The organism is Thermus thalpophilus, from assembly GCF_022760915.1.
In the GTDB taxonomy this organism is placed as follows: Bacteria; Deinococcota; Deinococci; order Deinococcales; family Thermaceae; genus Thermus; species Thermus thalpophilus.
This window is the reverse complement of record NZ_JAKTNS010000001.1, coordinates 82,472-98,146: the sequence shown is the minus strand read 5'-3', so window position 1 is coordinate 98,146 and position 15,675 is coordinate 82,472. Positions and strand designations below refer to the sequence as shown.

Here is a 15,675-nt window from a genome sequence, read left to right as displayed (position 1 = left end):
CCTTCAGTAGTCTAGCGCCCGCTTGGCGGCGTTGAGGATGCGGGTGACGCTGGGCAGGTAAAGCTTGTCCTGGGCGTAGGGGTAAGGGGTGTCAAACCCCGTGACCCGGATGGGGGGAGCGAGGAGCATGTCCAGGATGTCCTCGGCGATGGTGGCCGCCACCTCGCTCACGAAGCTGGCGTGCCTGGGGGCGTCGGAGACCAGGACCACCCGCCCCGTCTTGGCCACGGAGCTCATCACCGCCTCGTAGTCCCAGGGCATGAGGCTCCGTAGGTCCAGCACCTCGGCGGAAACCCCGGCCTTGGCAAGCTCCTCGGCGGCCTGGAGCACCTCGGGCATCACCGTGCCGTAGCCGATTAAGGTGAGGTCCTTGCCCTCCCGCCGCAGGGCCGCTTTGCCCAGGGGCAGGACATAGTCTTCCTCCGGCACCTCCTCCTTCACCGAGCGGTAGAGGCGCTTGGGCTCCAGGAAGACCACGGGGTCCTCGTCGCGGATGGCGGCCTTCAAGAGGCCCTTGGCGTCGTAGGGGGTGGAGACCGCCACCACCTTGAGCCCGGCGGTGTGGACGAAGTGGGCCTCGGGGCTTTGCGAGTGGTGGTGCCCGCCCTTCACCCCGCCCCCCGAGGGCATGCGGATGACCAGGGGAGCGGTGAACTGTCCCCCGGAGCGGTAGCGGAGCTTGGCCACCTGGCTCACCAGCTGGTCAAAGCCGGGGAAGATGTAGTCGGCGAACTGGATCTCCGCCACGGGCCTCAGGCCGTGGGCGGCCATGCCCAAGGCCGCCCCCACGATGGCCGCCTCGGAGAGGGGGGTGTCCATGACCCGGTCGGGGCCGTACTTCTGCAAAAGCCCCTCCGTCACCAAAAAGACCCCGCCCCTTTTGCCCACGTCCTCCCCCAGGACCACCACCCGGGGATCCTTGGCCATCTCCTCGTCCAGGGCCCGGTTGAGGGCCTGCACCATGGTCATGAGGGCCATGCCGCCTCCTAAAGCTCTTCCTTGAGGAGGGCCTCCTGGCGCTTTAGGTGCCAGGGCTTTTCCGCGAAGACGTCGTCAAACATCCACTCCGGGGGCACGGGGCCCGCTTCTTCCGCCTCCTTAAGCCCCCGTTCCAGTTCGGCGCGGATCTCCGCCTTCAGGTCCTCCTCCCATTCCAGGGTCCAGAGGCCTTGGGCCTCGAGGAAGCGCTGGAACCGGAGGATGGGGTCCCGCTTCCGCCAAGCCTCCACCTCCTCCTGGGGGCGGTAGCGGCTGTCGTCGTCGGCGGAGGAGTGGGGGCCATAGCGGTAAACCCGAAGCTCTATGAGGCTTGGGCCTCCCCCCAGGCGGGCCTGCTCCACCGCCTCCTTCACCACGTAGTAGCTGGCCAGGACGTCCATCCCGTCCACCAGGTAGCCCAGGATGCCGAAGGCGTGGGCCTTCTCCGCCAGGGTGGGGCTATGGGTCTGGCGGGCGTAGTCCACGCTGATGGCGTAGAAGTTGTTCTCGGCGATGAAGACGGCGGGCGCTCCCTGCACGGCGGCGAGGTTGATGCCGGCGTACCAGTCCCCCTCGCTGGTGGCCCCGTCGCCGAAGGTGCAGACCGCCACCTGCCCCGTGCCCAAAAGCTTCATGCTGAGGGCGGCCCCCACGGCGGGAGGCACGTGGGAGGCGATGGGGCTCGCCACGGTGAAGTAGTTGAGGGGCTTGGAACCGGGGTGCTCGGGCATCTGGCGGCCCTTGTTGGGGTCGGCCCGGGTGGCCAGCATCTGGCCGAAGAGCTCCTTTATGGGGACGCCCAGGGCCAGGGCCAGGCCGTGGTCGCGGTAGTAGGGGAAGACCCAGTCAAAGCCGGGGCGGATGGCGTGGGCGATGGCCACCTGGGCCGCCTCATGGCCGGCGGAGGGGGCGATGAAGCTGGTCTTGCCGGTGCGGATGAGGATGGTGTAGCGCTCGTCCAGCATCCGGGCCGCCAGCATGTCCCGGTAGAGGCGGCGTAGCTTTTCCTCCCCCAAGTCCAGGGGAAACTCCCCTAGCCACTCCCCCTTCTCCCCGAGGAGCCTTATGGGCTCGGGGGTGAAGGGCTGGAACCTGCGGGTTTCCTTTACCATAGCACCCTCCTTGCGTGGCGCTTGTGGCGCCGGGAAGCCCGCCCTGGGTAAGGGCTTGGGCCTCCTTTTCGGGGGTGGGCTTGGCCCCACTTTCCCTTCGCCCCGAGTATACCCCGTTAGGATGGGGGTGTGCGCCTGCGGGTGGTGGCGGTGGGAAAGCCCAAGCTGGCCTACGCCCGGCTTGGGGTGGAGGAGTACGCCCGGCGGATTGGGCGGTACGCTCCCCTCGAGGTCCTCTTCGTCAAGGACGAGGACCTCCTTCCCAGGGCGGAGGGCCACCGCAAGGTGGTCCTGGACGAAAGGGGAAAGCTCCTTTCCACCGAGGGCTTCCTTAGGCTCCTCCAGGGGTGGGAAGGGGAAAAGGTGGCCTTCCTGGTGGGCGGGGCCGAGGGGCACGAGGAGGCGGTGCGGGAGGCGGCGGACTTCCTCCTCTCCCTTTCCCCCCTCACCCTGCAGCACGAGCTAGCCCTTTTGGTCCTGATGGAGCAGCTCTACCGGGTCCTCACCCTAAGGGCGGGCCACCCCTACCACCGGCCATGACCTACGAGGCCTTCGTGCGGCTTGTGGAGGGGCTTTGGGAGGAGATCCCGCCTGAGTTCAAGCGGGGCCTCCAGGGGGTGCACGTTTTCCCTGAGGCCAAGCCCGAGCCCGGGCTTCCCGGGGTGTGGCGGCTTGGGGAATACCTGGACCCCGGGCCTCCTAGCGCCTTGGGCGGCTTTGAGGGCCTCGGGCGGCACATCGCCCTCTATTACGGCTCTTTTCGGGCGGTGGCGGGGCCGGGGTTTGACTGGGAAGGGGAGGTGTGGGAAACCCTCCTCCACGAACTCCGCCACCACCTGGAGTCCTTGGCGGGGCGGGAGGACCTGGTGCGGGAGGACCTCAGGCGCCTGGACGCCTTTCGCCGGGGCGGGCCTCGGGGGGAAGGAGGCTAGGGGCCTCCCCCAGGGGCCGCCGCTCGGCGAAGCCCCCGGAAAGGGGGTGGTAGTGGGCCACCTCCGGCTCCCCCTCCTGCCAGCAGAGGAAGACCACCTCGCCCCCTACCCGGGCGGGGAAGTCCACCAGGCCCCGGTCCAGGTCCTTGAGGAGGACGCCTAAGGAGGCCAGGTGGCGGGCGTCCGCTTCCAGGGAGCCCAGGAGGAAGCGGGCTTCCTCCTCCAGGGCCCGCCGCTTTAGCCCCCGGGCCTCGGGGAGTTGGCTCTGAACCTCCTGGAGTTCGATCCGGGCCTTGCGCATCTGGGCCAAAACCCGGCGGATCTCGGGCAGGAGGGCGTCCGCCTCTTCCTTGGTGAAGATGCGGGCGAACATACCTGCCCTAATCCTAGCACAAGATGTGAGGAAAATCTAAGCGTGGCTCACTCAAGGTCCAGGAGGACCACCTCCCCCGCCCCCACCCGCACCCCCCCCACCATGAGGCTTCCGTCGGGGAGGACGGCCTCCGCCACCCCCTCCACGGGGCCCTTGGAGGTTTCCACCCGCACCCGGCGCCCCAGGGTGTAGGAGGCCTGGGCGTAGCGGGGGAGGAAGGCTTCCGGGTCTTCCAAAAGGGGGAGGAGGGCCTCGAGGCGGGCCAGGAACCTTTCCAGGACCTCCCGCCGGGAAAGGGGGGTGAACTCCTGCAAAAAGGCCGCCCCTTCCGGGGCCCAGGCCACGTTCACCCCCACCCCCAAGAGGGCGTGGGCCACCTCCTCGCCCTCCGCCTTGGCCTCGAGGAGCACCCCGGCCAGCTTGCGGCCGTCGGGGCTCAGGAGGTCGTTGGGCCACTTGAGCCCCCCCACCCCCACCGCCTCATAGAGGGCGAGGCCCGCGAGGAGCGGGAGAAGCCCTAGGGCGGGGAGGGGGAGGCGGGGCCTTAGGAGGAGGGAAAAGGTGAGGCTTACCCCGGGGCGGCTTTCCCACGTCCTTCCCCGCCTGCCCCGGCCCCTTTCCTGGACTTCCGCCAGGACCAAGGCCCCCTCGAGGGCCCCCGCCTCGGCCCAGGCCCGGAGGGCGTCCTGGGTGCTCCCCACCCGGCCCAGGTAGCGGTAGGGCCTCCCGAGCCGCCCCGGGGGGTGGAAGAGGTGGGGGAGAGGGGTGCCGGGGAGGATGCGGTAGCCCTGCCGGCCCACCTCCAGGGGGAAACCCTCTTCCAAAAGCCGGTGCGCCTCCTTGGAGATGGCGGCCCGGCTCACCCCCAGGCGCCGGGCCAGGGCCTCGCCGCTTTGGAAGTCCTCCGTGAGGAGGGAAAGGAGCCCCGCCATCTAGGCCAGTTCCACCTGGGAGAGGTCCCCAAGGATGAGGCGGTGGGCCCTTGGAAGGCCGTTACGGCTTTGCACCTTGGCCCCCACGCCCAGGATGCTCTCCTGAAGGCGCAAGGCCACGTCTTCCAAGGCGGCGTGGTCCTCGAGGATGGAATACTCCACCTCCGAGCGCACCACCCGCGCCCCCGGCCCCAAGGAGGTGAAGGGCCCCACGTAGGCCCCCTCCACCAGGGCGCCCTCCCCGATGAAGGCGGGGCCGATAACCGTGCTCCCCACCACCCTGGCCCCCTTTTCCACCACCACCCGGCCCGTGAGCTCGCTACCCTCCACCTCGCCCTCCACCCTGGGGGAAAGCTCCTCCAGGAGGAGGCGGTTGGCGTCCAGGAGGTCCTTGGGGCGGCCCGTGTCCTTCCACCAGCCCGTGACCTCCACCCCCACCACCCGCCGGCCCCGGTCAATGAGGCCCTGGATGGCGTCGGTGATCTCGTACTCCCCCCGGGCCGAGGGCTTGAGGTCCTGGATGACCTCCAAGACCTCGGGGGTGAAGACGTACACCCCAGCCACCGCCAGGTCCGAGGGGGGGTCTTTGGGCTTTTCCAAAAGGCGCACCACCCGGTCTCCTTCCAGCACCGCCACCCCGAACTGCCTCGGGTCCTCCACCCGCACCAGGGCGATCACCGCGCTCACCCCCTCCCGGAAGGCCTGAAGGAAGCATCGGATCCCCTTTTGGAAGAGGTTATCCCCCAGGTAGAGGACAAAGGGGCTATCCCCCAGGAAGCCCCGGGCCACCGCCACGGCGTGGGCCAGGCCTTGGGGCTCCTCCTGGAGGACGTAGCGCACGGGGTATCCCGATAGGGCCTCGCGGATGTCCTTCTCCGTTTCCGGGGAGACCACCACCCCAATTTCGTCCACCCCCGCTTCCCGCAGGTTTTCCACGGCGTAGTGGATGATGGGCCGGCCCGCCACCCGGATCACCGGCTTGGGACGGGTGTGGGTGAGGGGGCGGAGCCGCGTGCCCCGCCCGGCGGCCAGGATGAGCCCCTTCATGGGCCGAAGTATACCTCGTACAATGGAGTTGGACATGTCCAGCGCCCTCACCCGGGTGGCCTACGCCTACGATCGCCTCCGGGCCTACCCGCCCGAGGTGGCGGGCCGCATCGCCACCGCCATGGCCAACGCGGTCTCCGGCCGGGGGGAGGAGCCCGTCCTTTTGGAGCTCGGGGTGGGCACGGGGCGCATCGCCCTGCCCCTCATCGCCCGCGGCTTTTCCTACATCGCCTTGGACGTGAACCCCGCCATGCTGGAGGTCTTCCGCCAGAAGGCGGCGGGGGTGATGCGCAAGGTGCGGCTTTTGGAGGCGGACGCCCGGGCCATCCCCCTGCCGGGGGAGAGCGTCCACGGGGTCATCGTGGTCCACCTCTGGCACCTCCTTCCCGACTGGCCCAAGGCCTTGGCCGAGGCCCTAAGGGTGCTCAAGCCTGGGGGGGCCCTCCTGGAGGGGTGGGACCAGGTGGAAGCGGCGGAAGAGTGGGCCCTGCAGGAGCGCTGGCGGGCCTTGGTGGCGGAGGACGGCGTGCGGGTGGAAAGGGGCCTGCACCAAAGGCGCCTCGCCGAGGTGGAGGAAGCCCTGAAGCGGCTTGGGCTTAGGCCCAAGGCCCGCCAGGTGGTGGTCTGGCGGGAGGAGCGCACGGTGCGGGAGGCTTTGGAGGCCCTGGAGGAGCGCCTCTACTCCTTCACCCAGGCCGTGCCCGAGGCGGTGCACGCCAAGGTGATGCCAAGGCTCAGGGCCTGGGCCGAGGCGGAGTTTGGCGGGCTAGACCGCTCCTTCACCCTGCAAAAGAGCTTTTTCCTGCGGGTGACCCGCCTGGGCTAGGTATCCTGGCCCTATGCGAAGGCTTACCGTGCGCACGCCCCAAGAGGGCCTGGTGAACATCACGGGGCTCGTGGAGGGGGCCTTAGAGGGGCATACGGGCCTCGTCTACCTCTTCGTGCCCCACACCACCTGCGGCCTCTTGCTCCAGGAGGGGGCCGACCCCGACGTGGCCCACGACCTCCTGGCCCGCCTGGAGGAGCTCGCCCCCCGCTTCCACCCCAAGGACCGCCACGCGGAGGGCAACACCCACGCCCACCTGAAAACCCTCCTCACCGGGGTCCACCTGCTCCTCTTCGCCGAGGGGGGTAGGCTTAAGCTGGGCCGCTGGCAGCAGGTCTTCCTGGCGGAGTTTGACGGGCCGAGGACCCGGGAGGTGTGGGTGCGGCCCCTTTAGACCCAGCGCACCTCCTGCACGCTCTTCACCCCCCGGATGGCTTCCAGGAGGGCTTCCCGCTCCCCGTCCTGCACGGTGAGGCGAAGCCGTATGCGGGCCATGGGGCCCAGGATGCGGGTTTCCGAGCCCAGGGCGCTTTTTCCCGCCTCCGCCACCACCTGCATCACGTCCCGGAGGAGGCCTGCCCGGTCCTGGGCCAGGACCTCGAGGGTGGCCACCTTTCCCCCCACCCCCTCCCAGTAGGCCCCAATCACCCGGTCCGCCTCCGGCCCCTGGAGGATGCGCCGCAGGTTGGGGCAGTCCGCCCGGTGGACCGTGACCCCCCGGCCCCGGGTGACGAAGCCCAGGATGGCGTCTCCCTTCATGGGCTCGCAGCAGGAGGCGAGGCGGATGGGGGCGTGGAGGTCTTGCTCCAGGCGTATGCCCCACTCGTTCTTGGGCGCGGGCTTGGGCTTTTCCGGCTTGAGGAGGGCCTTTGGGTAGAGTTTTTCCGCCACCTGCTTGGGGGTGAGGCGGTTTAGGGCCAGGGCCAGGTAGAGCTCCTCGGGGGAAGGGGGAAGGCCCAGGCGCTTGGCCGCCTCCTCCAGCTGGCTGTCCGTGGGTTTGGGAAGCCCTTTGCGCTTCAGGTAGCGCTCCAAGAGGCCTTGGCCCGTTTCCAGGGTTTCCTGGCGCTCCTGGGCGCGGAAGTACTGCCGGATCTTGCTCTTGGCGCTCCGGGTTTTGGCGAACTCCAGCCAGCCCTTGGAGGGGTGGGCGTTTTTGGCGGTGAGGATTTCCACCATGTCCCCGTTTTGCAGCTCGTAGGAGAGGGGGACGATGCGCCCGTTCACCTTGGCCCCCACCATGTGGTGCCCCACCTCGGTGTGGATGTGGTAGGCGAAGTCCACCGGGGTGGCCCCCTTGGGCAGGTTGATGATCCGCCCCTTGGGGGTGAAGACGAAGACCCGCCCCCCCAAAAGGTCCCGGGTCACCGCCTCCACGAACTCCCGGGAGCTGGAAAACTCCTGCTGCCACTCCTGGATGCTCTTGAGCCAGGAAACCCGGCGCTTGATCTCCTCGGGGTCGGTGAGGCCCTCCTTGTAAAGCCAGTGGGCGGCGATGCCGTACTCGGCGATGCGGTGCATCTCCCGGGTGCGGATCTGCACCTCCAGGGGGAGGCCTTCCAGGGCGATGACCGTGGTGTGGAGGCTTTGGTAGCCGTTCGGCTTGGGCACGGCGATGTAGTCCTTGACCCGGCCGGGAATGGGCTGCCAAAGGGCGTGGACCAGGCCCAGGACGTGGTAGCAAACCTGCTTTTCCCTTAGGGCCCGGCCCTCCTCCGTGGGGCTTGGCTTGGGGTCCAGGATGACCCGCACCGCCAGGAGATCGTAGATTTGCTCCAGGGCTTTGTTTTCCCGCTCCATCTTCTTCCAGATGGAGTAGAGGTGCTTGGGCCGGCCCGTGACCTCAAAGCCCTGGAGCTGGGCCTGGAGGAGCTCGTCCCGCTTTAGGGCCTCCTCCAGGGCGGCCATGGCCTTTTTCACCAGGCGCTCCCGGGCCTCTTGGGTTTCCTGGATGCGGGAGAGGAGGGCCTGGTAGGCCTCGGGGTGGAGGTAGCGGAAGGAGAGGTCCTCCAGCTCCCACTTCAGCTGCCCCATCCCCAGGCGGTGGGCCAGGGGGGCGTAGATCTCCAGGGTTTCCTGGGCGATGCGCTTTTGCTTCTCGGGGGGCATGAACTCCAGGGTGCGCAGGTTGTGGAGGCGGTCCGCCAGCTTCACGATGATGATGCGCACGTCCTCCGCCATGGCGATGAACATCTGGCGGAGGTCCTCGGCCCGCTTTTCCTCCCCCTCGAGGTTGGCCAGCTTGTAGAGCTTGCTGACCTTGGTTTCCCCCTCCACGATGCGCCGCACCGCCGGGCCGAAGCGCCTTTCCAGCTCCTCCGCGGCCACGCCGCAGTCCTCCAGGGTGTCGTGCAGGAGCCCCGCCGCCACGGTGTCGGCGTCCATGCGCAAGGAGGCGAGGATCTCCGCCACCGCCACCGGGTGGGTGATGTAGGGCTCCCCGCTCTTGCGCACCTGCCCCCGGTGGGCTTCCTCGGCGAAAAGGTAAGCCTGCCTCACCTTCTCCCGTTCCTCTGGGGAGAGGTATTCTAGGTGGGGCTCCAGCTTTTCCCAAAGGGCGGGCGCGCGGACCACTATTTTTAGTCTAGCACCCCCCTAGGCGGATAGCTCCAGGAGGAAGGCGGAAAGGCTTGGCCGCTCCAGGAGGGCCACCAGGCTCCGCCCCTCCTTGGGGGCCAGCACCAGGGCCTTTTCCCCAAAGAGCACCGCCACGGGCCCCCGCCTTTGCCCCAGGCTTTGGTCCAGGCGGTCTAGGGCTTCCTTTAGGTTCAGGAGGGCTTCTTTGGGAAGGGGCAAGGGGTCTTCCAGGAAGCCCAAGGCCTCTACCCCAGGTAGCCGGAGCCGGGTCAGGGGGTCTTCCCCGGGCACCAAGGCCCCGAGGAGGGCCTCGAGGTTTTCCTGCCCGATCTCCTTGAGCACCGCCTGAGCCGCCTCCTTTTCCCGCTCCAGCTCCCTTAGGAGGCCTTCCGCCTCACCCAGGGTCTTTTCCACCTGCATAAGCCCTTTGGGGCCCAGGAGGGGAAGCCGTTCTTTGGCGCTTTGCAGGAAGGCCAGGAGGGGTTTTAGGCGGCGCCGGGTTTCGCTTTCAAAGCTGCTTAAGCGCGCCTCCGCCTGGAAGAAGGCGGTGAGGCGGGTGGTGAGCTCCTCCCGCTTGGCCTCCAGCTTGCGCTTCAGGGCCTGCAGGGCCCGGGCGGTGGGGGTGGGGTCGGGGAGGGGTTTGCGCTTTTCCTCCTCTATGGCCTTTAGAACCGCCTCGCCACCGAAGCCCACGAAGCGTTCCGCCAGCACCTGGAGGCGAGCGAGCTCTTGCAAGGCCCGTTCCCGGGCCTCGCCACGGGCCTGGGCCATCTTTTGGCGGAGGGCCTCGAGGTCGGGAAGCTCCCCCTGGGCCAGGGCCTCTTCTACCCTTTGCACCTCCTCCCCGAGGCCCAGGGCCTCCGCCTCCGGCTTGAGGGCGAGGAGCGCCCGTCTGGCCTCCTCCAGCTTGGCCTTGAGGGCTTCCTCTTCCCCCTTGGCCTTAAGGAGCTCGGCGTAGCGGGCGCGAAGCTCGGGGAGGGCCTCCGCTAAGCGCTCCTTGGGAAGGGCTTTAAGCGCCTCGGCCAAGGGGGCGAAGGCCTCGCCCTTGGTGGAAAGCTCCGCCAGGAGCCCTTTCCGCTCCTCTTCCAGGCGGACTTCCTCCTCCTTCTTCCGCTTGGCCTCTTCCTCTAGGCGCCTTAGGCTTTCTTCCAAGGGGGAGAGGTCCGGATAGCCTCCCTCCTCGAGGGTTTCCTCCGCCAAGCGCAAGGCGCTTTCCAAAGGCGCCTTGGCCTCCTCGGGAAGGGGAAGGGCCCGGAGGGCCTCCTCCAGCTGGATGAGGCGGGCCCGCTTTTCCGCCCGGAAGTTTTTCTCCGCCTCGGCCAAGGCTTCTTCCAGGGCTTTAAGCCTTTCCCCGGCGGGCGTCCCCGCTTCCAAGAGGGCTTGGACCTCGGCCAGGAGGGGGCTCACCGTGGCCCTTTCCAGAAGGTGGGCGTGGCGGGCGAGGAGGGCTTCCAGCCGGCGCCGCTCTTCCTCCACCTCCAGGGCCTGGATGCGCTGGCTTGCCTCCTCGGAGAGGGGGCCCAGGTCAATGACCAGTTCCCCTTCCAGCTCGGCCGCCTCTTCCACCGTGAGGAAGACGTCCGTGGGGTGCCTGGGCGTTTCGGGGGGGCTTTCTTGGGTTTCAAAGACCATCTCGGGCAAGGTGGGGGCCCGCACGGCGCTGGACTCCAGGAACTTGCGGAGCTCCAGGGCCAGCGCCCTCGCCCGCTCCACCTCCGCTTGGGCCAAAAGCCCTTCCCCGTGGGCCTGACGGATGGTATCCAGGAGGCCTTCCAGGCGTCGCACCTTGGGGCCGCCCAGGTGGCGCACCCGCTCTAAGCTTTCCTCCAGGTGGGCCAGGTCCTTAGCCTGGCGCAAAAGGGCCTCCTCCGCCTTCTCCTCCAAGGCCTCCAGAAGGGCCTTGGCCTCGGCGAGGAGGGCGGGTTCTTTGCCCTGGCGCAGGCGGTTGGTCAGGGCCCGGAGCCGGGCCACCTCCGGCCAGTCCACGTAGAGGCCGAAGCGCTTGAGGCCCCGCTCCAGGTCCTCCAGGGCTAAAGGAGCGTCCTGTATGCGTTCTAAAGTTTCCTCCACCACCCGCCGGGCTTGTTCCGCGGGCAGCCGGGCTTGCAGCTCGCGGAAGACCAAGCCCTTTAGGAGGAACTCCCCGTCCTTGGGGGTGAGCTCGTTCGGGCGCTTGCCCAGGCGCTTAAGGCCTTCGTCCAGCACCACCTCGGCCCTGGGGCCCAAGTGGGGTTGGAGCGCCTTTAGGATCTCCTGGTACACTTCCGGCATCCCCTTTAGCCTACACCCTTTCCAGCCGCAAGGGCTCTCCGAAGTAGAGCTTCTGGTGGGGGAAGGGGATCTCTATGCCCTCCTGGTCCAGGCGCTTTTTGATCCGGCGGCGGAACTCCCGGGCCACCGCCCACTGCTGGGCGGGCTTGGTGTTGAAGAGAACCCGAATCACCACGGAGGAGTCCCCCAGGGCCTGGACTCCCAGGACCTCGGGGGGCTCGGTGAAGCGCTCCCGCCACTCGGGGTCCTGGTGGAAGCGCGCCACCTCGTCCCGGAAGACCTCCAGGACCCGGTCAATGTCCTCCTTGTAGGCCACGCCCACGTCCACCACCGCCCGGCTCCACTCCTGGGTGAGGACGGTGACCTGGCGCACCTCGGAGTTGGGGAAGAAGTGGACCCGGCCCTCGAGGTCCCTCAAGACGGTGATCCGTAGGGTGAAGCGCTCCACCTGCCCGCCAACATTCCCGATCTGGACGATATCCCCCACCCCGTACTGGTCCTCCAGGAGGATGAAGAAGCCGTTGATGAAGTCGCGGATCAGGTTCTGCGCCGCGAAGCTCACCGCAAGCCCCGCCACCCCGGCCCCCGCCAGGAGGGCGGTGACGTTGAGGCCCAGGTTGGAGAGAAAGAAGAGCCCTCCCAAGACCAGGATGCCCACCCGCAAGGCGGATTCGGCCACGGCCCTGAGGGTTTTCCGCCGGACCGCCTCCCGGGTGTGCTCCCCCGTTTCCGGCACGGGGAGCTGGCCGAGGAGGAAAGGGGTGAGGCGGTAGCCCAAATAGGTGAGGGCCAGGGCACCTAGGGCCGCCACCCCCTTGGCCCCGGCCCAGCGCACCAGGCTTTCCCCCCAGGTGCGGAAGGGCTCGTGGGGAAGCCCCAGGGCGTGGACCAGGTAAGAAGCCCCCGCCACGGCCAAAAACCCCCACCAGAGGAAGCCCAAAAGCCGGAAAAAGGCGTCGTCCCGGCTTCCGGGCACCGCCTGGGCCAAGGCGGCAAAGAAGCGGCCACCCAGGCGGCCCAGGACCCCCACCAGCACCAAAACCGCCACCAGGTGCCAGAACATGTTGCCAATATACGCCCGGGTATGGGAGCTATGACACCTTGTCCTACCCTTGTCATGCTAGGCTACGGGGTAAGGAGGTTGGGGGATGGTAGAAACGCAGGAGGCGGTTATCCGCATCACCCCTTTGGCAGCTGAAAAGGCTAAGGAGATCCTGGCCCGCTACGGCAAGGAGCACGCGGCCATCCGGGTCTACATAAAATCCGGGGGGTGCTCTGGCTTCCAGTACGGCATGGCCGTGGACGAGCGGGAGCTGGAGGGGGACACCTTCGTGGAGATGCACGGGGTGCGCCTGGTGGTGGACCCCATGTCCTTGCCCTACCTGGTGGGCTCCGAGATTGACTGGGTGGAAAGCCTCATGGGGGGCGGCTTCACCGTGAACAACCCCAACGCCGCCAGCACCTGTGGCTGCGGCCACTCCTTCCGCACCAAGGACCAGGAGGGCGAGGCCCGCACCTGCGGCCACTAAGCCTTTCGCATCGTTATTTGGGGGGCCTGGTTTCAGGCCCCTTTACCTTTACCCCATTGACCCCCAGAATGGGCGCCGTATAATGACCTCGGCCACTAAGGAGAGTGCCGCACACACGAAAGGAGGCAGTATGAGGAAACTAGGCAAACTGGCTGTACTCGGTTTAACCGCCATGGGGCTAGCCCTGGCGGGGCCCCAGGACAACAGCTTGGTCATCGGGGCTTCCCAGGAACCCCGGGTGCTGGCGGGGGACTTCCTCTCCATCATCTCCAACCAGGCCATCAAGAGCGAGATTGAGGGCTATCTCTTCGCCCCCTTCATCGGCTTTAACGCCGACAGCCAGAACTTCCCCGTTCTGGCCACCGAGGTGCCCACCCAGCAGAACGGGCGCTTGCGGGTGACGGACATCGGCGGGGGCAAGAAGCGGCTGGAGATGGACCTCACCATCCGCCCAGACGCCCGCTGGTCCGACGGCAAGCCCATCACCACCGAGGACGTGCAGTTCTACTTTGAGGTGGGCAAGGCCAAGGGGATGCCCGTCCTGAACCCCGACTACTGGGAGCGGGTAAGCCTAAAGGTAAAGGATGCCCGGAACTTCACCGTTATCTTTGAGCCCGCCTACTACTACGACACCTACGGCGGCACCTACGGCTCCCCCATCGGCTATGCTCCCAAGCACATCATGGGCGCAGAGTGGGAGAAGGTGAAGGCGGCGGCCCGCAACCTGGACCCCGACAAGGACGCGGAGAAGCTCAACGAGCTTTACCGCAACTTCTTCCTCAAGTTCTCTACGCCCCAGGCCCTGAACCGGGGGGCCATGGTGTACTCCGGGCCCTTTAAGCTCAAGCGCTGGGTGCCGGGCAACTCCGTGGAGATGGAGCGGAACCCCAACTTCCCCATCAAGCCGGAAGGTGGGGAGAGCCGCTACGTGCAGAAGGTGGTCTACCGCTTCATCCAGAACACCAACTCCCTTTTGGTGGCGGTGATCGGCGGGTCCATTGACGCTACCTCCAGCGTTTCCCTCACCTTTGACCAGGCCAGGAGCCGCCAGCTCACCTCCCGTGCCCCCGGCCGCTTTGACATCTGGTTCGTGCCCGGGGCCATCTGGGAGCACATTGACATCAACAAGTTTGAGAACTGCCAGACCGTGCGCGACCTGGGCCTGAACGACAAGCGCACCCGGCAGGCCATCCTCCACGCCCTGAACCGCGAGGGGCTGGTGAAGGCCTTCTTTGACGGGCTTCAGCCCGTGGCCCACACCTGGATTGCCCCCGTCAACCCCCTCTTCAACCCCAACGTCCGGAAGTACGAGTTTGACCTGAAGAAGGCAGAGGCCCTCCTGGCTGAGATGGGCTGGCGCAAGGGCCCGGATGGCATCCTGCAGCGCACCGTGGGCGGGCGCACCGTGCGCTTTGAGATTGAGTACGTGACCACCGCCGGCAACGCCATCCGCGAGCGCACGCAGCAGTTCTTCGCCGAGGACCTGAAGAAGATCGGCATCGCCGTCAAGATCAACAACGCTCCCTCCGCCGTGGTCTTCTCCGACGACTACATCCAGCGCGCCTCCGAGTGCAAGTGGACGGGGATGTTTGAGTTCGCCTGGGTGTCCAGCCTCCAAGAAGATGGCGGCCTCTTCCAGTACAAGAACCTGAACACCGGGGCCATCATGGTGCCCACCAAGGAAAACAACTACCAGGGCCAGAACATCGGCGGCTGGCGCAACGACGAGTTTGACCGCTTGACCAGCCAGGCGGTGCTGGAGTTTGACGAGGCCCGCAGGAAGCAGCTCTTCGCCCGGGCGCAGGAGATCTGGGCCGAGGAGCTTCCCGCCCTGCCCCTCTACTTCCGCGCCAACCCCTACGTGGTGCGCCAGGGCCTCGTGAACTACGTGGCCAGCGCCTACGCCGGCGGCTTCGGCTACCCCGGCTGGAACGCCTGGGAAATCGGCTGGGCCAGCCGCGGGGCCGTGAAGAAGTGGGACCAGGCGAAGTACGCCCTTTCCATCAAGTAGCCTGGGTGGTATAGTGGGGCCCGCTGGGGTTAGCCCCAGCGGGCTTTTTAGTGCCATAAACGGGAGGTACAACGGTGTTTGCCTACACGGTGCGCAGGCTTTTGCAGATGATCCCTTTGCTCCTGGCGGCCAGCGTGGTGATCTACGCCCTTTTGGCCCTGCAGCCGGGGGACCCTTTGGAGGAGCTCAAGCGGCAGAACCCCCGTATGACCGCGGAGCAGTTTGAGGCCTTGAAGCGGGCCTACGGCCTGGACAAGCCCCTTCACATCCGCTACTTCAAGTGGCTTTCCCGCGCCGTGCAGGGGGACTTGGGCTATAGCCGCACCTACGGTATTCCGGCGGCGGAGTACATCTTCGTCCAGCGGCTACCCAAGACCCTACTCCTCTCGGGCTTGGCCCTCACCCTGGCCTTGCTGGTGGCCATCCCCGTGGGGGTGTTTTCCGCTGTCCGCCAGTACTCTGTGGCCGACTACGTCATCACCTTTCTGTCTTTCGTGGGGTTTTCCATGCCGGTGTTCTTCCTGGGCATCCTCCTCCTTTACCTCTTCGCCATCTGGCTGCCCGACCACATCCCGGGCTTTCCCCGCTTCCCCACGGGGGGGGTGCCGGGGGTTTTGTGGGAGGACGTGCGCTCGGGGGCGGTGAGCCTTTGGGAGTTTATTGGCCAGTGGGCTTGGCACCTGATCCTGCCCGTCATCGCCCTTTCCTCCTTGCAGATGGCGGAGTGGACCCGCTTCATGCGGGCTTCCCTCTTGGAGGTCCTCTCCCAGGACTACATCCGCACCGCCCGGGCCAAGGGGCTTTCCGAGCGGGTGGTCCTCTACAAGCACGCGCTTCGGAACGCCCTTATTCCCATCGTCACCCTGGTGGGCTTGGCCATCCCGGGGGTTTTGGGTGGGGCCACCATCACCGAGACCATCTTCAGCTACCCGGGCATGGGACGGGCCATCTTTGACGCCTTGGTGGAGAAGGACTACAACGTGGCCATGGCCGCCTTGGCCTTCTTGGCCTTGATGACCGCCCTTTTCAACCTGTTGGCGGACCTTGCCTACGCGGTGGTGGACCCCCGCATTCGCTACAGCTAGAGGTG

Annotated in this window: 15 protein-coding genes; 7 read left to right on the top strand and 8 right to left on the bottom strand. The window is 67.2% G+C overall.

All coding sequences use genetic code 11. The annotated features are described in order from the left end of the window. Positions 1–3 precede the first annotated feature (3 nt). Both L0D17_RS00545 and L0D17_RS00540 read right to left on the bottom strand, forming a co-directional pair. On the bottom strand, positions 4–978 hold the full coding sequence (locus L0D17_RS00545) for an alpha-ketoacid dehydrogenase subunit beta (RefSeq protein ID WP_039459499.1): 975 nt from the start codon (positions 976–978) through the stop codon (positions 4–6). Positions 979–986: 8 nt separating this feature from the next. Then, on the bottom strand, positions 987–2,090 hold the full coding sequence (locus L0D17_RS00540; RefSeq protein ID WP_243093448.1) for a thiamine pyrophosphate-dependent dehydrogenase E1 component subunit alpha: 1,104 nt from the start codon (positions 2,088–2,090) through the stop codon (positions 987–989). 129 nt (positions 2,091–2,219) lie between these two features. Between L0D17_RS00540 and L0D17_RS00535 the strand changes: the two genes are divergently transcribed. After that, positions 2,220–2,630, top strand: coding sequence for a 23S rRNA (pseudouridine(1915)-N(3))-methyltransferase RlmH (locus L0D17_RS00535; protein ID WP_126205238.1), 411 nt, complete (start codon positions 2,220–2,222; stop codon positions 2,628–2,630). Continuing rightward, positions 2,627–3,022: a metallopeptidase family protein gene (locus L0D17_RS00530; RefSeq protein ID WP_039459494.1), complete on the top strand. Its 396-nt coding sequence runs from the start codon at positions 2,627–2,629 to the stop codon at positions 3,020–3,022. The genes L0D17_RS00535 and L0D17_RS00530 overlap by 4 nt, the downstream gene beginning before the upstream one ends. Here the strand turns inward: L0D17_RS00530 and L0D17_RS00525 are convergent. From L0D17_RS00525 to L0D17_RS00515, 3 genes are read right to left on the bottom strand one after another with little or no spacing between them, the layout of a single operon-like run. Beyond that, complete coding sequence (locus tag L0D17_RS00525) at positions 2,970–3,395, bottom strand: DUF2203 domain-containing protein (protein WP_243093446.1); 426 nt, start codon at positions 3,393–3,395, stop codon at positions 2,970–2,972. The two genes, L0D17_RS00530 and L0D17_RS00525, sit on opposite strands and share 53 nt — an antisense overlap. A gap of 47 nt (positions 3,396–3,442) precedes the next feature. After that, positions 3,443–4,327 carry a biotin--[acetyl-CoA-carboxylase] ligase gene (locus tag L0D17_RS00520; RefSeq protein ID WP_243093444.1) on the bottom strand — a complete coding sequence of 295 codons (885 nt, stop codon included), beginning with the start codon at positions 4,325–4,327 and terminating at the stop codon, positions 3,443–3,445. Then, the gene (locus L0D17_RS00515; protein ID WP_243093442.1) at positions 4,328–5,374 is read right to left on the bottom strand and encodes a glucose-1-phosphate thymidylyltransferase; all 1,047 of its coding nucleotides are present in this window, start codon (positions 5,372–5,374) and stop codon (positions 4,328–4,330) included. 34 nt (positions 5,375–5,408) lie between these two features. Between L0D17_RS00515 and L0D17_RS00510 the strand changes: the two genes are divergently transcribed. Then, positions 5,409–6,200: a class I SAM-dependent methyltransferase gene (locus L0D17_RS00510; protein ID WP_243093556.1), complete on the top strand. Its 792-nt coding sequence runs from the start codon at positions 5,409–5,411 to the stop codon at positions 6,198–6,200. 13 nt (positions 6,201–6,213) lie between these two features. Continuing rightward, positions 6,214–6,594 carry a secondary thiamine-phosphate synthase enzyme YjbQ gene (locus L0D17_RS00505; protein ID WP_039459484.1) on the top strand — a complete coding sequence of 127 codons (381 nt, stop codon included), beginning with the start codon at positions 6,214–6,216 and terminating at the stop codon, positions 6,592–6,594. Here the strand turns inward: L0D17_RS00505 and L0D17_RS00500 are convergent. Genes L0D17_RS00500 through L0D17_RS00490 form a run of 3 tightly spaced genes read right to left on the bottom strand, consistent with a single transcriptional unit; the run spans position 6,591 to position 12,108 of the window. Beyond that, positions 6,591–8,771 (bottom strand): RelA/SpoT family protein, encoded by a 2,181-nt coding sequence (locus tag L0D17_RS00500; protein ID WP_243093440.1) that lies wholly within the window; start codon positions 8,769–8,771, stop codon positions 6,591–6,593. The two genes, L0D17_RS00505 and L0D17_RS00500, sit on opposite strands and share 4 nt — an antisense overlap. 21 nt (positions 8,772–8,792) lie before the next feature. Further along, positions 8,793–11,045, bottom strand: coding sequence for a coiled-coil domain-containing protein (locus tag L0D17_RS00495; protein WP_243093438.1), 2,253 nt, complete (start codon positions 11,043–11,045; stop codon positions 8,793–8,795). A 10-nt stretch (positions 11,046–11,055) separates the two neighbouring features. Beyond that, entirely contained in the window at positions 11,056–12,108 is a 1,053-nt protein-coding gene (locus L0D17_RS00490; protein WP_243093436.1) for a mechanosensitive ion channel family protein, read from the bottom strand. An 85-nt stretch (positions 12,109–12,193) separates the two neighbouring features. Here L0D17_RS00490 and erpA point away from each other — a divergent pair, with 85 nt between their 5' ends. The 3 genes from erpA to L0D17_RS00475 all read left to right on the top strand — a co-directional run bounded on the left by erpA (position 12,194) and on the right by L0D17_RS00475 (position 15,670). Then, positions 12,194–12,574, top strand: coding sequence for an iron-sulfur cluster insertion protein ErpA (gene erpA, locus L0D17_RS00485; protein ID WP_234506524.1), 381 nt, complete (start codon positions 12,194–12,196; stop codon positions 12,572–12,574). Between the two features lie 130 nt (positions 12,575–12,704). Next, entirely contained in the window at positions 12,705–14,585 is a 1,881-nt protein-coding gene (locus L0D17_RS00480; RefSeq protein ID WP_243093434.1) for a peptide ABC transporter substrate-binding protein, read from the top strand. Between the two features lie 74 nt (positions 14,586–14,659). Then, positions 14,660–15,670: an ABC transporter permease gene (locus L0D17_RS00475; protein WP_243093432.1), complete on the top strand. Its 1,011-nt coding sequence runs from the start codon at positions 14,660–14,662 to the stop codon at positions 15,668–15,670. Positions 15,671–15,675 lie beyond the last annotated feature (5 nt).